This window comes from Streptomyces sp. QH1-20 (genome assembly GCF_041283565.1).
GTDB classification, from domain to species: Bacteria; Actinomycetota; Actinomycetes; order Streptomycetales; family Streptomycetaceae; genus Streptomyces; species Streptomyces syringius.
On the sequence record NZ_CP166299.1, the window covers coordinates 4,167,929 to 4,184,167 of the forward strand.

Genomic DNA, 16,239 nt, shown 5'->3' on the forward strand with positions numbered 1-16,239 from the left:
AAGTCATGGCAGTGAAGGAAGCGGCGGCGGAGATACCCGCGTACAAGCCGCGCGATCTCGATGAATATCCGGCGGTCGACGCCCTGCTGGAGAGACTGGGCCTCGGCCCCTACCTCCGGGACACGCTCTCGGCGCCCGTCGGGCGCAACGACTGCTGGGCCGGCGAGACGGCCGGCGGGGGCAAGGCCTTCGTCAAGCACCTGGTCGGGCCCGAGCCGGATGTGAAGGCGCGGATGCGGCGGCTGAAGGCGTTCGAGCAGTGCTCGGCGGCGATGCCCAGCTCGGCGCTGCGGGGCCCGCGCTTCCTCGGCTTCGACGAGGAAGCGGATCTGGTGGCCTTCGAGTATGTCGAGGGCGCCCGCAACGGCGCTCAGCTGATGGTCGACGAGACCTTCGACGGCGCCCTCGCGGAGCGGGTCGGCCGGGCGATCGGACTGCTGCACGAGGCACGTCCGCCGGGCTGGGAGGACTTCGACGACTCACCGCCGTCCCAGCCGTCCGTGCGACTGCTCCACGGAATTCCGCTGCCGATGTTCGAGAATTTCAGCTTCGGCGAGGTCCAGAGCTGGCAGCTCATGCAGCAGGACGAGCAGCTGGTCAAGGCCGTCGAGGCGCTCCGGGAAAAGGAGCGGGCGGCACCGAAGGTGCCCTCGCACTGTGATCTGCGGGTCGATCAGTTCCTGGTGAGCGACGAAGAATTCCATGTCACGGACTGGGAGGAATTCCGGCTGGCGGACCCGGCCCGCGATGTGGGTGCCTTCGCCGGTGAATGGCTCTACCGTTCCGTGCTCGACATCGTCACCGACCGCGGCGACACCGTCTTCCTCGACGTCGAACTCACGCATGAGCTCGTCATCGAGCGCGGCGTCGAAAAGATGCAGCGACTGCTCCCGCTGGTCCGGGAATTCTGGCGGGGATATCGCGAGGTGCGCCCCGTCGTGGACGAAGGACTCGCCCACCGGGCCACCGCGTTCGCCGGCTGGCATCTGCTGGACCGGCTGATGGCGAGCTCGCAGAAGAGCGCCCGGCTGTCGGGCATCGAGCGCGCCGCCGCCGGCATCGGCCGGGCCGCCCTGCTGGCGCCGCACAAGTTCGCCGCGACTTTGGGATTCGAGGAGACGACATGAGCACCGGCACCACCACGCTGCCGCCCCGGCTCACCGAGGCGCTGAGAGAGATCCACATATCGCCGGACGGCACCGAAGCCGTCGTCCACGGCCGGGAGGTGACCTCCGACAACCCCCGTGAGATGCGCAGACTGCTCTCCGAGGCGCTGTACGACGTGCTGCACTCCGGCCGGACGCTGGAGAAGGGAACCATCTCGTTCCGGATGCGGGACGAGGAGTTCGAAGGCGACCTCGCCCGGGGCGTACCGCACCGCGAGACCACCACCCGGGCACGGGTGTGCGCGGCCGAGGGACACGGCGGCAGCGAGACGTCACCGCTCCTCGTCGAGCGGGACGGGGTGCGGGTGTGGGTACCGCGTGCCCTCGTCGTCGACGGAGACTCCGAGACCCCCGGCGCGGTCGTCACCCTGCGCACCGCCGCGCTGCGCCCCGCGCTGTCGCCCGGCTTCTTCATGGTCGACGGCTCCCGCCCCCGGCCGCCCGGCCGGGACGTGCTGCGGGTGTACGTCAACATCACCTCGTGGCAGGAGGCGCCCGCGGTCTGGGCGACGGTCCTCGGCCACCTGGAGGACACCGGGACGGCGTACCGGGCGAAGGTCCTCTCCGCCAAGCCGCTGTACCCCCGCCGCGACTCCCTCGTGGTCTATCTCGCCGGGGACACCGCACACGCCGCCCGCGGCATCGCCGACGCCGTCGCCACGACACCCGGCGTCGGACACGAGACCTCCGTCTACACCGAGGAGCTGGCACCGGGCGTCGCCACCGCCTGGGAGCCGGACGACCGCCGCCCCGGCATGACCGGACTCAGCTTCGGCCAGCACCGGGCCAGCATCACGGCCCACGCGCTGCTCGACGCCGCCAGGAGCGGAGAGCCCGTCGAGGCTCTGCTCACCGCGGCCTTCATCGAGGCCGGTGTCGACCCGGCCAACCCCGCCCGGAATTCCGGGCACCGAGCCTGAAGTGATTGCAGGGAGTGACCCTGCGCACTCCCTGCTTTCAGTTCAGTCCTTACAACAAGGCCTCACTCGACGAGGCCTTACTCAACAAGGAGAAAAATCATGGACAAGACCAACGCGATCATGGACCTCGTCTCGAACTACGACGCCTACGCCGACGTGGCCGAGCTCAACGTGACCGCCGCCGCCGACGCCCCGGCCACCACCCCGGTCTGCGCCGCCACCCTCGCCAGCTCCGGCTGGTGCGCCGCCGGTGCCTCCGCGATCTCCGGCGCCACGTACGAAGCCGGTTGCTGACCCACCTCACACCCCGGGTGCCCCGCACCCACTGTGTCCAACTCAGCGAAGACAGAAGGGAGATCGCGATGGAGAAGTCCGAGGCGATCATGGATCTGATGGCGGGCTACGACGCCTACAGCTCGGTCGACGAGCTGAACACCACCGCGGCCGCCGACGCCCCCGCCACCACCGCGCCCTGTGGTGCGGCCGGTGTCAGCTGGCTGGCCAGCCAGTTCACCGTCAAGACCTACAAGGATGGGTGCTGATCATGGAGAAGTCCGAGGCGATCATCGACCTGATGGCGGGCTACGACGCCTACAGCTCGGCCGACGAGCTGAACACGACGGCGGCCGCCGAGGCCCCCGCGTCCACTCCGGCATGTGCCGCCGCCACGATGAGCTGGCTCGGTAGCCAGCTGACGGTGAAGACGTACAAGGACGGCTGCTGATCTCAGCGGTCTAGCCGGGAGCCGGGCGCGGTTCCGTCCCCCGCGGAACCCCGCCCGGCCCCGCCGGAACGGCAACACCCCACGCACGACACCCCATCGCACGACCCACCGTCGCGAGAAAGGCCGGCGATCGCGCCATGGCTACGACAGCACTCCATGAAGACCTCGTGAGAATGGCCGATCTCCTCCAGCCGGCCACGATCCGCGCCGCGGCCACCCTGCGTCTGGTGGATCGCATCGAAGCCGGTTCGACCACCGCCGCAGACCTCGCGGCCCGCACGGACACCCACCCCGACCTGCTCGACATGCTGCTGCGCCACCTCGTGCACCTCGGCCTTCTGCGCCGGGACGACGCCGGGAGCCACGAAGTCACCGAACTGGGCGCGCCCCTGCGGGACTCCGACCCGGCCGGGGTGCGCCGCCACCTCAGCATGGACGGCCTCTTCGGCAGGACCGACCTGGCCATGGTCAACCTGCTGCACACCGTACGGACCGGTGAGCCCGCCCACGCCTCCCTCTTCGGGCGCGGCTACTGGGAGACCATCAACGAAGACCCGCTTTTCGCCCAGGCGTTGAGCGAGGAGAGCCCCAGGGAGCTCGGCTGGGACGCCGAACTCGTCCGCGACGGCTACGACTGGTCGAAGGTCGGCAGCGTCGTGGACATCGGCGGCCACAACGGCACGCTGCTCATGGAGCTCGCGCTCGCACACCCACATCTCCGGGGCTCCGTACTGGACTTGAAGAACGTCGCCGAGCTCGCCGGCCGCCGCTTCGAGGAGAGCGGCCTCGCCGACCGCTGCACCGCGATCGTCGGCAGCTTCTTCGACCCGATCACCCCCGGGTTCGACGTCTATCTGCTCTCCGCGATCCTCGCCGACTGGGACGACGAGAAGGCCGTCGCCCTCCTCCGCCGCGTCGGCGAGGCGGCCGGGGCCGACGGCAGGATCCTGATCGCCGACGTGAACATCCCCGTCCACAGCGCCGGGCCCGCGTCCGCCGCGATGGAGCTCTATCTGCGGGTCGTCATGCCCAAGCCCGTCCGCACGGTGGAGGAGATCAAGGCGCTGGGTGCCGCCGCCGGGCTCACGGTCTCCTGGGAGGGACCTGTCACCCCGGTCAGGACGCTGCTGGAGTTCCGCAATGCTTGAGTTCGACCGCGTGGCCAAGAGCTTCGGTGACAAGCGCGTCCTGCGCGAGCTGTCCCTCGTCGTGAAGCCGGGCGAGCTGTACGGCTTCTGCGGCGCCAACGGCGCGGGCAAGACCACCGCCATGCGCATCGCCCTCGGTGTGCTGACCGCCGACTCCGGCGACGTGCGCTGGCAGGGCCGGCCCGTGGACGCCGACTCCCGCCGCCGCTTCGGCTACATGCCCGAGGAGCGCGGCCTCTACGCCAAGATGACCCCCCGCGACCAGCTCGTCTTCTTCGCCGGCCTCAGCGGGGTGGCACCGGCCACCGCCCGCCGGCGCGCGGACGAGTGGATCGAGCGGCTCGGTGTCGTCCTGGGCCCCAAGGACATGCTGGAGAAGCTGTCGCTGGGCAACCAGCAGAAGGTCCAGCTCATCGCCTCCCTGATCCACGACCCCGACGTGCTGGTCCTCGACGAGCCGTTCTCCGGGCTCGACCCGGTGGCCGTGGACGCCATGGCGGAGGTCCTCCTCGAATTCGCCCGCAAGGGCGTGCCGACCCTCTTCTCCAGCCACCAGCTCGACCTGGTCGAGCGGCTGTGCGACCGGGTCGGCATCATCCGGGACGGCGCCCTGGTCGCCGAGGGAACGGTCGACCATCTACGCCGCAGCGCCGGCAATGGACAGCTGGAGATCGCCCTCTCCGGCGCACCCGACGACTGGGCGGCCTCCGTCCCCGGCGTGCGGGTCGTCGCCACGACGGGCGCGAAGGTCACGCTGGAGGTCGAGGACGGCGTCCCGGCCCAGCGGATCCTGGCCGCCGCCCAGGAGCTGGGCCGGCTGGAGCACTTCGGCCGGCGCGACCCCGCGCTCGCCGACATCTTCCGGGAGTCGGTCGCCGGGAGCGCCCGGTGACCGGCACGGCAGGGGGAGGGACGGCGATGGGAAACGCCGCGCTGATCAAGGTCGTCGCAGTCCGCGAGATCACTCAGCAGATGCGCAGCAAGGCCTTTTGGATCTCGGTGGCGGTGACGGCGCTGATGCTGGCCCTGTCCTTCGGGGCCACCACGCTCTTCCAGGGCGGTGGCGAGGACCGGTCCACGGTCGGTGTGGTCGGCCGGCAGGCCGCCCTGGCGCCCGCCCTGGGCGACCGGGCCGAGGTCAGCCGCTACGACAACGACGAGGCCGCCCGGCAGGCGGTGCGCGACGGCAAGCTCGACGCCGCGGTCCTGAGCGGCGACCGGATCGCGGTCCTGCGGGAGCTGCCCGAGGACCTGGGCCGGGCCCTCCAGGAGGCGCACCGCGCGGTCGGCCAGGCCGGTCAGTTGACGGAGCACGGCGTGCCGGCCCGGGACGTCCCCGGTCTGCTCACGGTCGAGCCGCTGAAGGTCAGCACCCTCGACCCCGACGCCGAGCGGGTCCAGCAGCGGACCATCGCCGCGGGCACGGGCGTCTTCCTGCTCTTCATGCTGATGCTCGTCTCCGGCCTGGCCGTGGCGCAGGGCGTCGCGGAGGAGAAGGCCAGCCGCATCGTGGAGGTGCTGCTCGCGAAGGTCCGGCCCTGGCACCTGCTCGCCGGGAAGATCACCGGACTCGGCGCGGCGGCCCTCGTGCAGATGCTGGCGCTGGCGACCGCGACCCTGAGCGCGGCGATCGGCTTCGGTGTCTTCGAGACGCCGTCCGACGCGCTCGGCACCGGCGCCAACCTGCTGCTGTGGTTCATCCCCGGCTACCTCCTCTTCATCACGCTCTACGCGGTGGCCGGCTCGCTGGTCTCGCGTCCCGAGGACGTCAACCACGTCGTCGGCCCGGTCAACGCGCTGCAGATGGTCGGTCTCATCGGCCCCGTGCTCGCGGTGTCGGGCAGCACCGACTCGGCCACCCTGCGGATCCTGTCGATGGTCCCCGGGACCTCCTGGGCGTCGATGCCGGTCCGCATGGCGTACGAGGACGTGGCGTGGTGGGAGATCGGTGCCGCCTTCGGGCTCATGGCCCTGGCGATCGCCGTCCTGGTCCGCGTGGGCAGCCGCGTCTACACCGGCGGGCTGCTGCAGTACGGCGGCATCGTCAAGGTCAAGGACGCCCTGGCGGGCGCGCGTCAGTGACACCGCCCGCACCGCGGTCCCGATCGAAGAATTCGTAACATCCATTCCAGACAAGGGAGTTGGGGCGCCATGAGTGGCGTACTGAAGAGCGGGACAGCGGCCGCGGGCCCTGACCCGAAGCTGCGGATCCTCACGGAGCTGTCCCGGGGCAACGGCCCGGCCCTCGTCCTCGTCGGGGTGCTCGCCGTGCTGTCCACGGCGGCCACCCTGGCGCTGCCGATGGTGGTCGGCAAGCTGCTGGCCGCCATCCAGAACGACGAGGGGCTGGCCCTGTGGGCCACCGTGATGGTGGGCGTCGGCTTCGGCTCCGCCGCCGCCGGCGCGCTCGCCGCCTTCCTCCTCGGCCGGATGGGCCAGGAGCTGATCTACCGCCTGCGGGTCCGCACGATGGACCACGCCCTGGGACTGCGGCTCGCCGACGCGCAGCGGGAGGGCGGCGGCAATCTCACCGCCCGCATCACCGCCGACGCCGCCCGGGTGAAGAGCCTCATCGACATCGGCCCGATCCAGCTCCCCATGGCGGGCGTCACCGTCATCGGCACCCTCGTCATCATGGGCCTGCTGGACTGGGTGCTGCTGCTCATCACCGTCGGCGCGTTCCTCATAGCCGTCGGCGTCATCACCGTCGTCATCAAGGGGCTGCGCCGCAAGTACGCCGACCTCCAGGACGAACTCGGCGGCATGGCCCAGAACTTCGTCTCGGCGATGGAGTCCCTGACCGTCATCAAGGCCTACCGCGCCGAGCGCAGGACCTCCCGCGCCCTCGCCGGCCGCGCGCGCAAGCTCGCGGACCTGGAGATCGAGGCCGCCAAGATGGAGTCCCTGATGGTCCCGGTGATCAACCTGGGCCAGCAGATCGCCCTGGTCGCCGTGGTCGTCGGCGGCGGCGCCCGGATGCTCGACGGGCACCTCACCCTCGCCGACTTCGTCGCCTTCCTGCTCTACCTCCTCCAGCTCACCGCCCCCCTGATCATGGCCGCCTCGGGCGTCAGCGGACTCCAGACCGGCCTCGTCGCCCGCAAGCGCTTCGAGGACGTCTTCGCCCTCCCCACCGAGGACGTCGACGCCCCCGCCCCCGAGAACGCCGCGCCCCTGCGCAACGCCCCCGCCGTCCGATTCGAGAACGTCACCTTCGGCTACGGCGACGACCGGCCCGTCCTGCGCGGCGCCGACCTCACCGTCCCCGCCCGCGGCCTGACCGCCATGGTCGGCCTCTCCGGCTCGGGCAAGAGCACCTCGCTCGCGCTCATCGAGCGGTTCGTCGAGCCGGAGTCCGGCCGCGTCTCGGTCTACGGACGGGACGTCGCCGAGTGGCCGCTCGGCGAGCTGCGCGGCCAGATCGGCTACGTCGACCAGTCCAACACCCTGCTCCAGGACTCCGTGCGCGGCAATCTCACCCTCGGCCGCGACGAGAGCCGGCCCGCCGACGACGAGGAGCTGTACGCCGCGCTGGAAAGCGTCGGTCTCGCCGAGGAGATCCGCTCCCTCCCCGAGGGCCTGGACACCGTGCTCGGCGGCGCCGACAACCTCTCCGGCGGCCAGCGCCAGCGTCTCGCCCTCGCCCGCGCCACCCTGTCCGACACCCGCCTGGTCCTGCTCGACGAACCGTCCTCGCACCTCGACAGCATCAATGAACAGCGACTGAGGAGCGTCGTCGACTCCCTCGCCGCCGACCGCGCCGTGCTCGTCGTCGCTCACCGGATCTCCACCATCCAGCACGCCGACCACGTGATCGTCATGGACGCCGGCCGGGTCGTGGACCAGGGCGACCACGACGCCCTGCTGCGCCGCTGCCCCGCCTACGCCGAGCTGGTGAGCGGCCAGGTGCTCAGCACCGGCGCCCCCGCCCACGCCCCCACCCCCGCGCTCGCGTGACCGACGAGGAGAGAACGACCGTGTCCACACCGTCCATACCGTCTGTGCCGTCCGCTTCCGTCGCCCCGCGCACCGGCTACTCCGTGCTGATGCCGTTCACCCCGGCCCGGCACGAGCAGATCCTGCCCTTCGCGGCACTCACCCAGTGGAGCGCCGCCCACCGGCTCTGGCAGGGCCAGTCCTCGGTCGGCGACCCGCACCAGACCTTCGCCTACGCGGCGGCCTCCGGCTTCCACGTCCCCGTCGGCACCGGGGTGACCGTGATGCCGCTGCGCCACCCCTTCGAGGCCGCCCTCCAGGCACAGGCCCTGGCCGTCGCCATGGGCCACCCCGTGGTGGCCGGCTTCGGCCCCGGCGCCGCGGTGTTCCAGCGCAACATGCTCGGTGCCCCCTACCGCAGCCAGCTCGGCGCCTGCCGGGAGTACGTCACCGCCGTGCGCGGCCTCCTCGACGGCGAGGAGGTCGACCTGGACGGCGAGTTCTTCCGCTGCCGCGGCAGCCTCCCCACCCTGCCCCGCCCCGGGATCGAGATCGGCCTCGGCGTGCTGCGCCCCGGCATGGCCCGGCTGGCGGGCGAGGTCGCCGACACGGCCATCACCTGGCTGACCCCCGCCCCCTATCTGCGGGACGTCGTCGTCCCCGCGATGCGTGAGGGCGCGGCCGCCGCCGGGCGGCCCGTGCCCCGCCTGGTGGCCATCGTGCCGGTGGCCCTCGACAAGCCCGGCCGGGACCCCGCCGCCGTGGCCCTCGCCAGCAACTCCGGGCACATGAGCATGCCGCACTACACCGACATGCTCCGCCGCTCGGGCATCGAGGTCGACATGAAGGCCGACCCGACGGCCAGCGCGAAGGCGCTGATCGCGGGCGGCGGCTTCCTCAGCGGCGGCCCCGAGGAGATCTCCGCCCATCTGGAGCGGTACTGGGAGGCGGGCGTCGACGAGATCGTCCTCAACGTCACCGGGGTGCACCTCACCCAGGGGCCGCGCGTCGCGCTGAAGGAGCTCGAAGAAGTCTTGAGAGAGGTGGCGTAAATGACCGAACCCCCGTACCCCCTCGTCCACGTGCCCGAACTCGGCGTGGACCGTCTGCTGTTGGTGGTCACCGGATCGACCTTCGCCACCGGCCTGCCGTTCTGGGCCGACTGGCTGCGGATGTCCTATCCGCATCTGGAGACGTCCGTCGTGCTCACCCGCAGCGCCCAGCGCTTCGTCACCCGGCAGGCCCTGGCCCACCGGGTCGCCGGCGAAGTGCTCACCGACGTCTGGCCGGAGGAGGAGGCCCGCGCCCGGCACGTCGAACTCGCCGAGTGGGCCCAGGCCTTCGTCGTCTATCCGGCGACCCTGCACTACACCGCCCGACTCGCCCTCGGGCTCGCCGACAGCCCGTCGCTGCTCGCCGCCCAGGTCACCAAGGCCCCCATCGCGCTGGCCCCGTCGCTGCCGCCGGGCGGGCTGGACAGCGCCGCCTTCCAGAAGCACTGGGCGACGCTGTCCGCCCGCCCGAACGTCGTGATGACGGCGCCGGAGCCGGGCCGCAGCGCCACGACCGGGCGGATGGAGGCCTGGGTCCCGCCCCCGATGCCCGACGTCATCGAGGCGCTGGAGCACCGCCGCGCCGAACTCGCGGCGGACCGGTCCGCCCATCCCGTGGAGAGGTCCCTGCTGTGACCGTCACGACCGTCCGCCCCGAGCCCGAGGCCGAGGACACCACCGCCCCGCCGCTGACGGAGTACGGCACCGGCCTGCTGCGCACGACCGTGCGCCCGCTGCCCGACGGCACCTACGAGTGGCGCCGGGCCCCGGGCCCGCTCGCCCCCGCCCCCTTCGTCCCGCTGTCCCCGGAGGCCGTCGCCCGCCTCGCGGACGCGGCCGGGCGGCCGGAGCCCGACCAGGTCCTCCTCGCCCCCGCCCGCCCGGACGGCGAGGCCCGGACCTACCGCGTCGCCGGAGCCGAGTCCGTGGCGTTCGTCCTCCTCACCTCCGGTGTCACGCCCGCCCTGCACGATCCGCTGCGCGGCTTGGGCCGGGCGCTGCGGGCCCTTCACGACACCCCTCTCGGCGAGCTGCCGGCCGGGCGCCGCTCCCGCGGCCTGGACCGGCTCGTCACCTGGCTCGACGGGCACACGCCGAGCCCGCGCGCGGCCCACGCCCAGGCGCAGGTCCGTCGGGCGCTGGGCCCCGAGCGCTGGGCGCGGGTGCGCGGCTGGGCCGAGGAGGTCACCGGCGACGACCGGGTCGTGTTCGCGCACGGCGCGGCGGGCCTCGGCTCCCTGGTGATCGGCGGGCCGCCCGGCACCGCCGCGCTGCTGACCGGCGAGGACGTGTGTGCCGCCCCCTGGTACGTCGACCTCGGCTGGGTCGTCGGCGAACTCGTGGAACTGAAGTGGCAGCTCGGCGGCGACCCGGCCACCTGGCAGTCGCTCATCGACGCGCTCTTCGACGGCTACGGACGCGACCTCGGCACCGACTGGCGGAAGCTGGCGGCGCTGCGCGTGCTGCTGCACGTCCACGACATCGCGGCCTATCTCGATGACCACCAGGGCGGGTTCGACCACTACTCCTCGTTCCTGAAGTTCCTGACCGACCTGTAACCCCACTCACGCCCGACCCCGATGCGGAGGACCTCTCCACCATGACGGAAAGCCGCGGACACTCCGCGCTGTGCCGATTCACGCTGCCCAACGGTCTGCGTGTCCTTCTCGAGCCGCAGCCCGGAGTGCCGCGCGCTGCCGTCTCCGTGCACTACGGGGTGGGTTTCCGCTCCGAGCCGCCGGGCCGTGAGGGATTCGCCCATCTCTTCGAGCACTTGATGTTCCGCGGCAGCGCGAGCCTGCCCGACGGGCGCTTCTACGACCATGTGCACCGCCTCGGCGGCCAGGCCAACGGCACCACCCACCAGGAGTACACCGACTACTACCAGGTCGCCCCGGCCTCCGCCCTGGAGCAGGCGCTGTTCGCCGAGGCCGACCGGATGCGGGCGCCGACCTTCACCCCCGAGGCGCTCGCCGAGCAGCTCGACGGGGTCGCGGAGGAGATCCACCAGGCCGTGGCCGGGCGCCCGTACGGCGGCTTCCCCTGGCCGCTGCTGCCGGGCGTCCTCTTCCGTTCCTTCGCCAACGCCCATGACGGGTACGGCGACGTGGCACGGCTGCGGCAGACCACCCCGGCCGACTGCGTCGAGTTCTTCGACGCGTACTACGCGCCCGCGAACGCCGTGCTGACCGTGGTCGGTTCGGTCGACCCCGTGCACACGCGGGCCCTGATCGAGCGGCACTTCGGTGACATCGCCGCCCGGCCCGTGACACCCGTGCCCTCCCGCGACGAGCCGCTGCCGACCGCCGACCGCTGGGCCTCCTGCACCGAGCCGGGCGTGCCGGGCACGGCCCTGGCCCTGGGCTACCGCCTCCCCGACCCCGAGCAGGACCTGCCCGGCTATCTGGCGCACACGGTGCTGGCCCGGCTGATGAGCCGGCACGGAGCCGCGGCGCTGCGACTGCCCGCCGTCAGCGCCGGCTGCGGCTTCTTCGGCCCGCTGGACGCCAAGGACCCCGACGCGCTGGTCGTCACGGCCGTGCTGCCCGCCGGCACCGGGCCCAAGGACGCCGTGGCGGCCGTCGCCGGGCAGTGGGCGGCCTGGGCCGCGGACCCGGGCCTGCCGGACGCGGTCGCCCGTACCGCCTCGGCCCTCGTCTCCGAGCACCACCGCGCCCACGCCGACATCCAGACCAGATCCCGCGCCCTCGGCCGACTGGAGATCCTCTTCGGCCGCGCCGAACTCCTGGACGAACTACCGGTCCTGCTCGCTGGACTGGATCCCCGACGGGTCGCCGAGGCGGCCCGTTCGCTGTCTTCCGCGCCCAAGGCCGTGCTGGTCATGGAGCCGGGCGAGGTCCGTACCCGCCCCCGGCGGACCGAGACCGAGACCGAGCCCGCCGCCCGCCCGGCGGCCTCGGCGGTCCGGGCCCCCGGCGCGGTGGAAGGCCCCCGTCCCGTGCCCGGCCCCGGTCCCCAGCCGGCGCCCGCCCACGCCGGGCTGCGCGACACCGTCGTCCCCGGCGGCCTGCGGGTCGTCGCGGTGGCCGACCGACGCGCCCCCCTGGTGGAGCTGCGGCTGCGGCTGCCGCTCGGCGCGGCGGGTTGGAGCCGCCCCGGGCAGAGCGCGGCGCTGCTGCGCACGCTCGCCACGCACTCCCGGGCGGCGGTCCGGGCGGCGGCGCTCGGCGGCAGCTTCGAGCTGTCCACGGATGGCGAGTGGGCGGACGTCACCGGCTACGTACCCGCCGACGGCACCGAGCGCTGGCTGGAACTCCTCGCCGAGGTCCTGAGCGGCGCCCGTGAGGTGCCGTCCTGGCCTGCCGCCGCGGCGCGCACCCCCGATCAGGCCCTGGACGACGCGATCCGGTCCCGGTGGCTCGACGCATCGGCCCCGGACGCCGCCTTCCTGTCCCCGGCGGGCGGTTCGCTCGTGGCCGTCGGCGACCTCGACCCCGAAGGGTTCGCCGGCCTCGCGGCCCGGGCGCTCTCCTCCTGGCAGGGCGGCTTCGCGCACCTGTCCGACGTCGCGTGGCCGACCCGCTCCGACGCCTCGTCGCAGCCGGGGGAGCCGGTGGTCCTGCGCGACGAGGCGCAGCAGGGCGTCCACCTGGTCGTGGGCACGGCCGAATCCGCGGGAGCGGGTGAGGAAGCCGCGCGTTTCCTCGCCACGGCCGTGCTCGGCGGCTGGTTCCGGGCCCGTCTCGCGGAGCGCTTCGCGCGTCGGGCCGACGCGGGCTTCGAGCTGTACGCGGGCCGGGACACGGTCGTCGGGATACCGCGCGCCTATGTCCGGGGGAAGGTTCCGCTGGGCCTGGAGGAAGAGGCCCTCTCCGGTATCCGTGCGGAGCTTGGCCGACTGGCCGAAGTGCCGATCGGTGCGGCCGAGTTGGACCCGGCGCGGGACTTCTGCGCCGCGCAGTTGCTGGGGGCCTTCGACTCTCCCGAGGCGCACGCCGATCTGTTGCGGCGGGCCGTCGGGGCGGGCGGGGATCCGCTGGAGCTGTACGGGCTTCCGGAGCGGCTGCGGACCGTATCGGCTGATGAGGTCGCGAAGGCGGCGGTGGAGCTCTTCCCGGTCGGCGCGTTCCGCGCGGCGGGGGACGCGGCCGGTGCTCCGGCCGTCGTGCCGTCCCGGTCGTGACGAGCGGGGGCTCGGGTGGGTGGCGTCGGCCGGGTCAGAACCCGGCGCCCGCGCCACCGGCCAGGTCCGCGATCCGCCGCAGCTCGGCGAGGTGTCCGGCCAGGGCTTCACGGCCGGCCGGGGTGAGGGAAAGCCAGGTGTGGGTACGGGACTTCAGCGGTGCCTTCTTGACCGCCACGTACCCGGCGGTCTGAAGTACCTTGACCTGCTTGCTGAGTACGGAGTCGCTCACCCCGAGGGTGTCGCGGACCACCGAGAACTCGAGGGCGTCGACGGATGCCAGGCTCGCGCAGATCTGCAGCCGGTTGGTGGGATGGATGATCTCGTCGAGTGCCACGGTGGTCAGACCCCGGCCCGGACGTCCTGGGTCAGCGCGTCGTCGGCTCGACGGCTGACCACGGTGGTGAGGACGAAGGCGAGCACCCCGGCGACGCTCATCGGTCCGTCCAGGTCGAAGCCGATCTGGAGCACCAGCCCGACGGTGGCGAGGACGCCGAGCAGCAGCAGATAGAAGCCGTAAAGGCCGCGTGCGCCCGGGGTGTTCAGCGGATTGGCGATCGCGACGCCCCGGGAGCGGGCCGCGGACCAGGCCAGGGCGGGCGGGGCCAGTATGGCGCCGACGATCAGACCGGAGGGCATCATGCTGCCGCCCACGTCGATCGAGGTGAAGGCGAGCGCGACGGACGCGCCCAGCCCGACGTGGTACCACCAGGGGCTTTCGACCCGGCTCGCGACCTGGGCGCGGGTGGCGGTGACGCTGTCGAGGGCGGCTCGGGCGGCGGTCGCGGAGTACGTCTTGTCGTTTTCCATGATGGAAAGCGTAGCGGTGACTTTCCATCATGGCAAGTGTGTGGAGGGTGTCGCGTGAGAAGTCATAGTGAGAAGGGCGCAAGGGAGTTGAGCGAGATGAATGACCGTCATGAACCGCAGGTGGTGATCACCGCGGTCCGGCACGACCCCGGTGCGGCACCGGGCCAGACCACGGTGATCAGGGTGCTGAGCCTGCTGCCCGCCCACTGGGTCTGCGTACCGGTGGCGGACCAGGACAGCTTCGAGCTGCGCGTCCGGCTTCAGGGCGCGACGGGTGCGACGGGCGCGACCGGTGTGGCGGATGCGACGGGCCCGGCCGACACGACCGGTACGGAGGACGCCGAGGCCGTGAGCGCGCGCGTGGCCCGTGTCTTCGAGGACCCGGCGCTGCGCGGATGGCGACGGACCGGCTGAGCGGCGTGGCGCCGCACGGGCCGGCCGGGGTGGCACGCGAAAGCGCCGGGCCCGGAGTCCGGGCCCGGCGCCGTCGGGGCGGGTCGCGTCAGATCCAGCCCCGCTCGCGGGCCAGCAGTGCCGCGTGCGCCCGGCTGCTCGCATCGAGGATCTTCAACAGGTCGGCGACGTGCCGGCGGTACGTCCGCACGGAGATCCCGAGGTCCCGGGCGCCAATCTCGTCCTTGCCGACCTTGCACATCGATTCGAGCACCTGCTGCTCGATCTCCGAGAGCCCGCCCTCGCCGTCGCCCGTCACCTCACCGTCGACCAGTGCGGCCAGATCCGTCGCCTCGTTCCAGATCTTCTCGAAGAGCGCCAGGATGTTGGCGACCAGGCCCTCCTCCTGGGCGACCAGCGCGCCGCGCGAGGTGTCCGCCGGGTCGACGGGGACCAGCGCCGTACGCCGGTCGTAGACCAGGATCCGCTCGGAGATGTCGTCCGCCACCCTGATCTCGGCGCCCTGCGCGGCGAGTTCGAGGAGATAGCGGACGGTCGGCGGGTCGGTGAGCGCCTCCTTCAGCACGACGCTGCGCACCCGCACCCCGCGTCGGAGGCAGCGCCGGTCGAGCGGCCGGGCGTGCTCGATGTTCGCGGGGGTGAGCGCGGCGTACGGCTCGACCGACAGGATCTCCTCCCGCGCGAAGAACGCGAGGTCGTCGATGCGGTCGCGGATCTCGGCGACGTTCTCCATCCGTTCGACCCCCTGCGGGGGCAGCGTCCTGGCGCCCTGTTCCGCCCGCAGGTCCGCGATCACGGCCCGGGACCGGGTGACCTCCTGGAGCTGGCGGTACAGCTCCGCCATCCGCGCCTCGGTGAGCCGGTCGACGGCCACTTCCGGGTCGGCGGGGGCGATGGTCCCGCGTTCGGTGCGGCGCAGCACACCGAGGTCGGAGAGCCGGGTCACGGCCTCCTGGGCCTGGTCCTGTTCGACGTGCAGACGTAGATGGATATCGTCGGGCGCCGTATCAGGATTGCGCAGGAAATGTCGGTAAAGACTTTCCTCCATGGCCGTGATCCCGAATACGGCCAGACTGATGCCGCACATGTCCGCCCTCCCCCTTGTTGAGCACCGTGCGCGCGGGTCAGGCGGGCACGGCAGGAGCGACCGCTGGTTCCGGTCACTTCAAGGAATGGTAATGCCGAGGCAAAGACCCAGGTCAGAGGCGAAAGTAGGGTTGTGACGCGGTTGTGACGCCTGATCATTCGGCCATTTGGGATCCGCGTCGTGGCGGACGTTGACCGGCGGTTGATCGCTCCTTGACGGCACTGCGCGAGGGTGTGCCCGTCGGCGCGGGCGCACCGGGCCCGCGCGTGGTTCAGCGAAGCAGAGGTACGAAGTGATCACGTTTCCGCAGGACGCACAGACCCCCGTCGAGCCCTTCGCCCCCGCCCAGGAGGACACCGGCGGTTCCTGCTTGACGGCGGCCGACGCGGGCGACGCCCGGCTCTGGCAGGCGCGCATCTACGCGCTGGTGAACGACCACCGCGCCGCCCGGGGCCTGTCCCCCCTCCGCCCCGACGACCGGCTGGCCGGGGCCGCCGCGACCAGCAGCCGCGAGCAGGCCCGTCGGCGGAGTCAGGGCCACTACCTGCCGCTGCGGGCCGCGGCCGACCGGTACGGATACCCGGTCGCCGGCATCGCGGAGAACACGGGCGGTTGCTTCGACGACCCCGAGAAGATCGTCGCCGGCTGGCTCGGGGATCCGGACCACGAGCGCGCCATGTTCAGCCCGGAGTTCACACACATGGGGGCGGCCCTGACCGTGTCCGACACCCCGTACTCGTCCCTGCTCATGGCCGGCACCTTGTGACGAAAGCCTGACGTGGGCCGGGAGCGGTCCCGCCCCGACGGGAAGGCGAAGAGCCGCGCCCCGCTCGCAGCG

The 16,239-nt window shown here is 72.4% G+C and carries 18 protein-coding genes; 15 read left to right on the top strand and 3 right to left on the bottom strand.

What is annotated here, in order from left to right; translation table 11 throughout:
* Positions 1–5: 5 nt before the first annotated feature.
* From lxmK to AB8O64_RS18755, 13 genes are all read left to right on the top strand, one after another.
* Entirely contained in the window at positions 6–1,127 is a 1,122-nt protein-coding gene (gene lxmK, locus AB8O64_RS18695) for a class V lanthionine synthetase subunit LxmK (RefSeq protein WP_370420094.1), read from the top strand.
* Positions 1,124–2,086 (top strand): T3SS effector HopA1 family protein, encoded by a 963-nt coding sequence (locus tag AB8O64_RS18700; RefSeq protein ID WP_370420095.1) that lies wholly within the window; start codon positions 1,124–1,126, stop codon positions 2,084–2,086. Before lxmK ends, AB8O64_RS18700 begins: the two co-directional genes overlap by 4 nt.
* Before the next feature lie 99 nt (positions 2,087–2,185).
* Positions 2,186–2,380 (top strand): LxmA leader domain family RiPP, encoded by a 195-nt coding sequence (locus AB8O64_RS18705; RefSeq protein WP_356457782.1) that lies wholly within the window; start codon positions 2,186–2,188, stop codon positions 2,378–2,380.
* Positions 2,381–2,448: 68 nt separating this feature from the next.
* Complete coding sequence (locus AB8O64_RS18710) at positions 2,449–2,628, top strand: LxmA leader domain family RiPP (RefSeq protein WP_356457784.1); 180 nt, start codon at positions 2,449–2,451, stop codon at positions 2,626–2,628.
* 2 nt (positions 2,629–2,630) lie between these two features.
* On the top strand, positions 2,631–2,810 hold the full coding sequence (locus AB8O64_RS18715) for an LxmA leader domain family RiPP (protein WP_130878494.1): 180 nt from the start codon (positions 2,631–2,633) through the stop codon (positions 2,808–2,810).
* Between the two features lie 173 nt (positions 2,811–2,983).
* Entirely contained in the window at positions 2,984–3,958 is a 975-nt protein-coding gene (locus tag AB8O64_RS18720) for a methyltransferase (RefSeq protein WP_370420096.1), read from the top strand.
* Positions 3,951–4,850: an ABC transporter ATP-binding protein gene (locus AB8O64_RS18725; protein WP_370420097.1), complete on the top strand. Its 900-nt coding sequence runs from the start codon at positions 3,951–3,953 to the stop codon at positions 4,848–4,850. Before AB8O64_RS18720 ends, AB8O64_RS18725 begins: the two co-directional genes overlap by 8 nt.
* 26 nt (positions 4,851–4,876) lie before the next feature.
* Positions 4,877–6,040 (top strand): ABC transporter permease, encoded by a 1,164-nt coding sequence (locus AB8O64_RS18730; RefSeq protein WP_370420098.1) that lies wholly within the window; start codon positions 4,877–4,879, stop codon positions 6,038–6,040.
* Between the two features lie 69 nt (positions 6,041–6,109).
* Positions 6,110–7,915 carry an ABC transporter ATP-binding protein gene (locus AB8O64_RS18735; protein ID WP_370420099.1) on the top strand — a complete coding sequence of 602 codons (1,806 nt, stop codon included), beginning with the start codon at positions 6,110–6,112 and terminating at the stop codon, positions 7,913–7,915.
* A 20-nt stretch (positions 7,916–7,935) separates the two neighbouring features.
* Positions 7,936–8,946 carry an LLM class flavin-dependent oxidoreductase gene (locus AB8O64_RS18740; protein WP_370420100.1) on the top strand — a complete coding sequence of 337 codons (1,011 nt, stop codon included), beginning with the start codon at positions 7,936–7,938 and terminating at the stop codon, positions 8,944–8,946.
* Entirely contained in the window at positions 8,947–9,582 is a 636-nt protein-coding gene (locus AB8O64_RS18745; protein WP_370420101.1) for a flavoprotein, read from the top strand.
* Entirely contained in the window at positions 9,579–10,505 is a 927-nt protein-coding gene (locus AB8O64_RS18750) for a hypothetical protein (protein WP_370420102.1), read from the top strand. Before AB8O64_RS18745 ends, AB8O64_RS18750 begins: the two co-directional genes overlap by 4 nt.
* A gap of 41 nt (positions 10,506–10,546) precedes the next feature.
* On the top strand, positions 10,547–13,090 hold the full coding sequence (locus AB8O64_RS18755; protein ID WP_370420103.1) for a M16 family metallopeptidase: 2,544 nt from the start codon (positions 10,547–10,549) through the stop codon (positions 13,088–13,090).
* Positions 13,091–13,124: 34 nt separating this feature from the next.
* On the opposite strand, the gene AB8O64_RS18760 is transcribed toward AB8O64_RS18755, so the two are convergent.
* Positions 13,125–13,436: a transcriptional regulator gene (locus tag AB8O64_RS18760; protein ID WP_370423901.1), complete on the bottom strand. Its 312-nt coding sequence runs from the start codon at positions 13,434–13,436 to the stop codon at positions 13,125–13,127.
* A complete protein-coding gene (locus AB8O64_RS18765) occupies positions 13,433–13,900 on the bottom strand; it encodes a hypothetical protein (RefSeq protein ID WP_365210736.1) in 468 nt (155 codons plus the stop codon). The genes AB8O64_RS18760 and AB8O64_RS18765 overlap by 4 nt, the downstream gene beginning before the upstream one ends.
* Before the next feature lie 96 nt (positions 13,901–13,996).
* On the opposite strand from AB8O64_RS18765, the gene AB8O64_RS18770 reads away from it, so the two are divergent.
* On the top strand, positions 13,997–14,314 hold the full coding sequence (locus tag AB8O64_RS18770; protein WP_370420104.1) for a hypothetical protein: 318 nt from the start codon (positions 13,997–13,999) through the stop codon (positions 14,312–14,314).
* Positions 14,315–14,402: 88 nt separating this feature from the next.
* Here AB8O64_RS18770 and AB8O64_RS18775 read toward each other — a convergent pair whose 3' ends face one another.
* Positions 14,403–15,401, bottom strand: a complete 999-nt coding sequence (locus AB8O64_RS18775) for a helix-turn-helix transcriptional regulator (protein ID WP_370420105.1) — start codon at positions 15,399–15,401, stop codon at positions 14,403–14,405.
* Between the two features lie 292 nt (positions 15,402–15,693).
* On the opposite strand from AB8O64_RS18775, the gene AB8O64_RS18780 reads away from it, so the two are divergent.
* A complete protein-coding gene (locus AB8O64_RS18780) occupies positions 15,694–16,167 on the top strand; it encodes a CAP domain-containing protein (RefSeq protein ID WP_370420106.1) in 474 nt (157 codons plus the stop codon).
* The last annotated feature ends 72 nt before the right edge of the window (positions 16,168–16,239 follow it).

Bases quoted from the DNA above. Each gene is read 5' to 3' on its own strand.
- AB8O64_RS18710 (WP_356457784.1), top strand. From the start codon at position 2,449: ATGGAGAAGTCCGAGGCGATCATGGATCTGATGGCGGGCTACGACGCC.
- AB8O64_RS18735 (WP_370420099.1), top strand. From the start codon at position 6,110: ATGAGTGGCGTACTGAAGAGCGGGACAGCGGCCGCGGGCCCTGACCCG.
- AB8O64_RS18755 (WP_370420103.1), top strand. From the start codon at position 10,547: ATGACGGAAAGCCGCGGACACTCCGCGCTGTGCCGATTCACGCTGCCC.
- AB8O64_RS18715 (WP_130878494.1), top strand. From the start codon at position 2,631: ATGGAGAAGTCCGAGGCGATCATCGACCTGATGGCGGGCTACGACGCC.
- AB8O64_RS18705 (WP_356457782.1), top strand. From the start codon at position 2,186: ATGGACAAGACCAACGCGATCATGGACCTCGTCTCGAACTACGACGCC.
- lxmK (WP_370420094.1), top strand. From the start codon at position 6: ATGGCAGTGAAGGAAGCGGCGGCGGAGATACCCGCGTACAAGCCGCGC.
- AB8O64_RS18725 (WP_370420097.1), top strand. From the start codon at position 3,951: ATGCTTGAGTTCGACCGCGTGGCCAAGAGCTTCGGTGACAAGCGCGTC.
- AB8O64_RS18720 (WP_370420096.1), top strand. From the start codon at position 2,984: ATGGCCGATCTCCTCCAGCCGGCCACGATCCGCGCCGCGGCCACCCTG.
- AB8O64_RS18700 (WP_370420095.1), top strand. From the start codon at position 1,124: ATGAGCACCGGCACCACCACGCTGCCGCCCCGGCTCACCGAGGCGCTG.
- AB8O64_RS18770 (WP_370420104.1), top strand. From the start codon at position 13,997: ATGAATGACCGTCATGAACCGCAGGTGGTGATCACCGCGGTCCGGCAC.
- AB8O64_RS18765 (WP_365210736.1), bottom strand. From the start codon at position 13,900: ATGGAAAACGACAAGACGTACTCCGCGACCGCCGCCCGAGCCGCCCTC.
- AB8O64_RS18775 (WP_370420105.1), bottom strand. From the start codon at position 15,401: ATGTGCGGCATCAGTCTGGCCGTATTCGGGATCACGGCCATGGAGGAA.
- AB8O64_RS18745 (WP_370420101.1), top strand. From the start codon at position 8,947: ATGACCGAACCCCCGTACCCCCTCGTCCACGTGCCCGAACTCGGCGTG.
- AB8O64_RS18730 (WP_370420098.1), top strand. From the start codon at position 4,877: ATGGGAAACGCCGCGCTGATCAAGGTCGTCGCAGTCCGCGAGATCACT.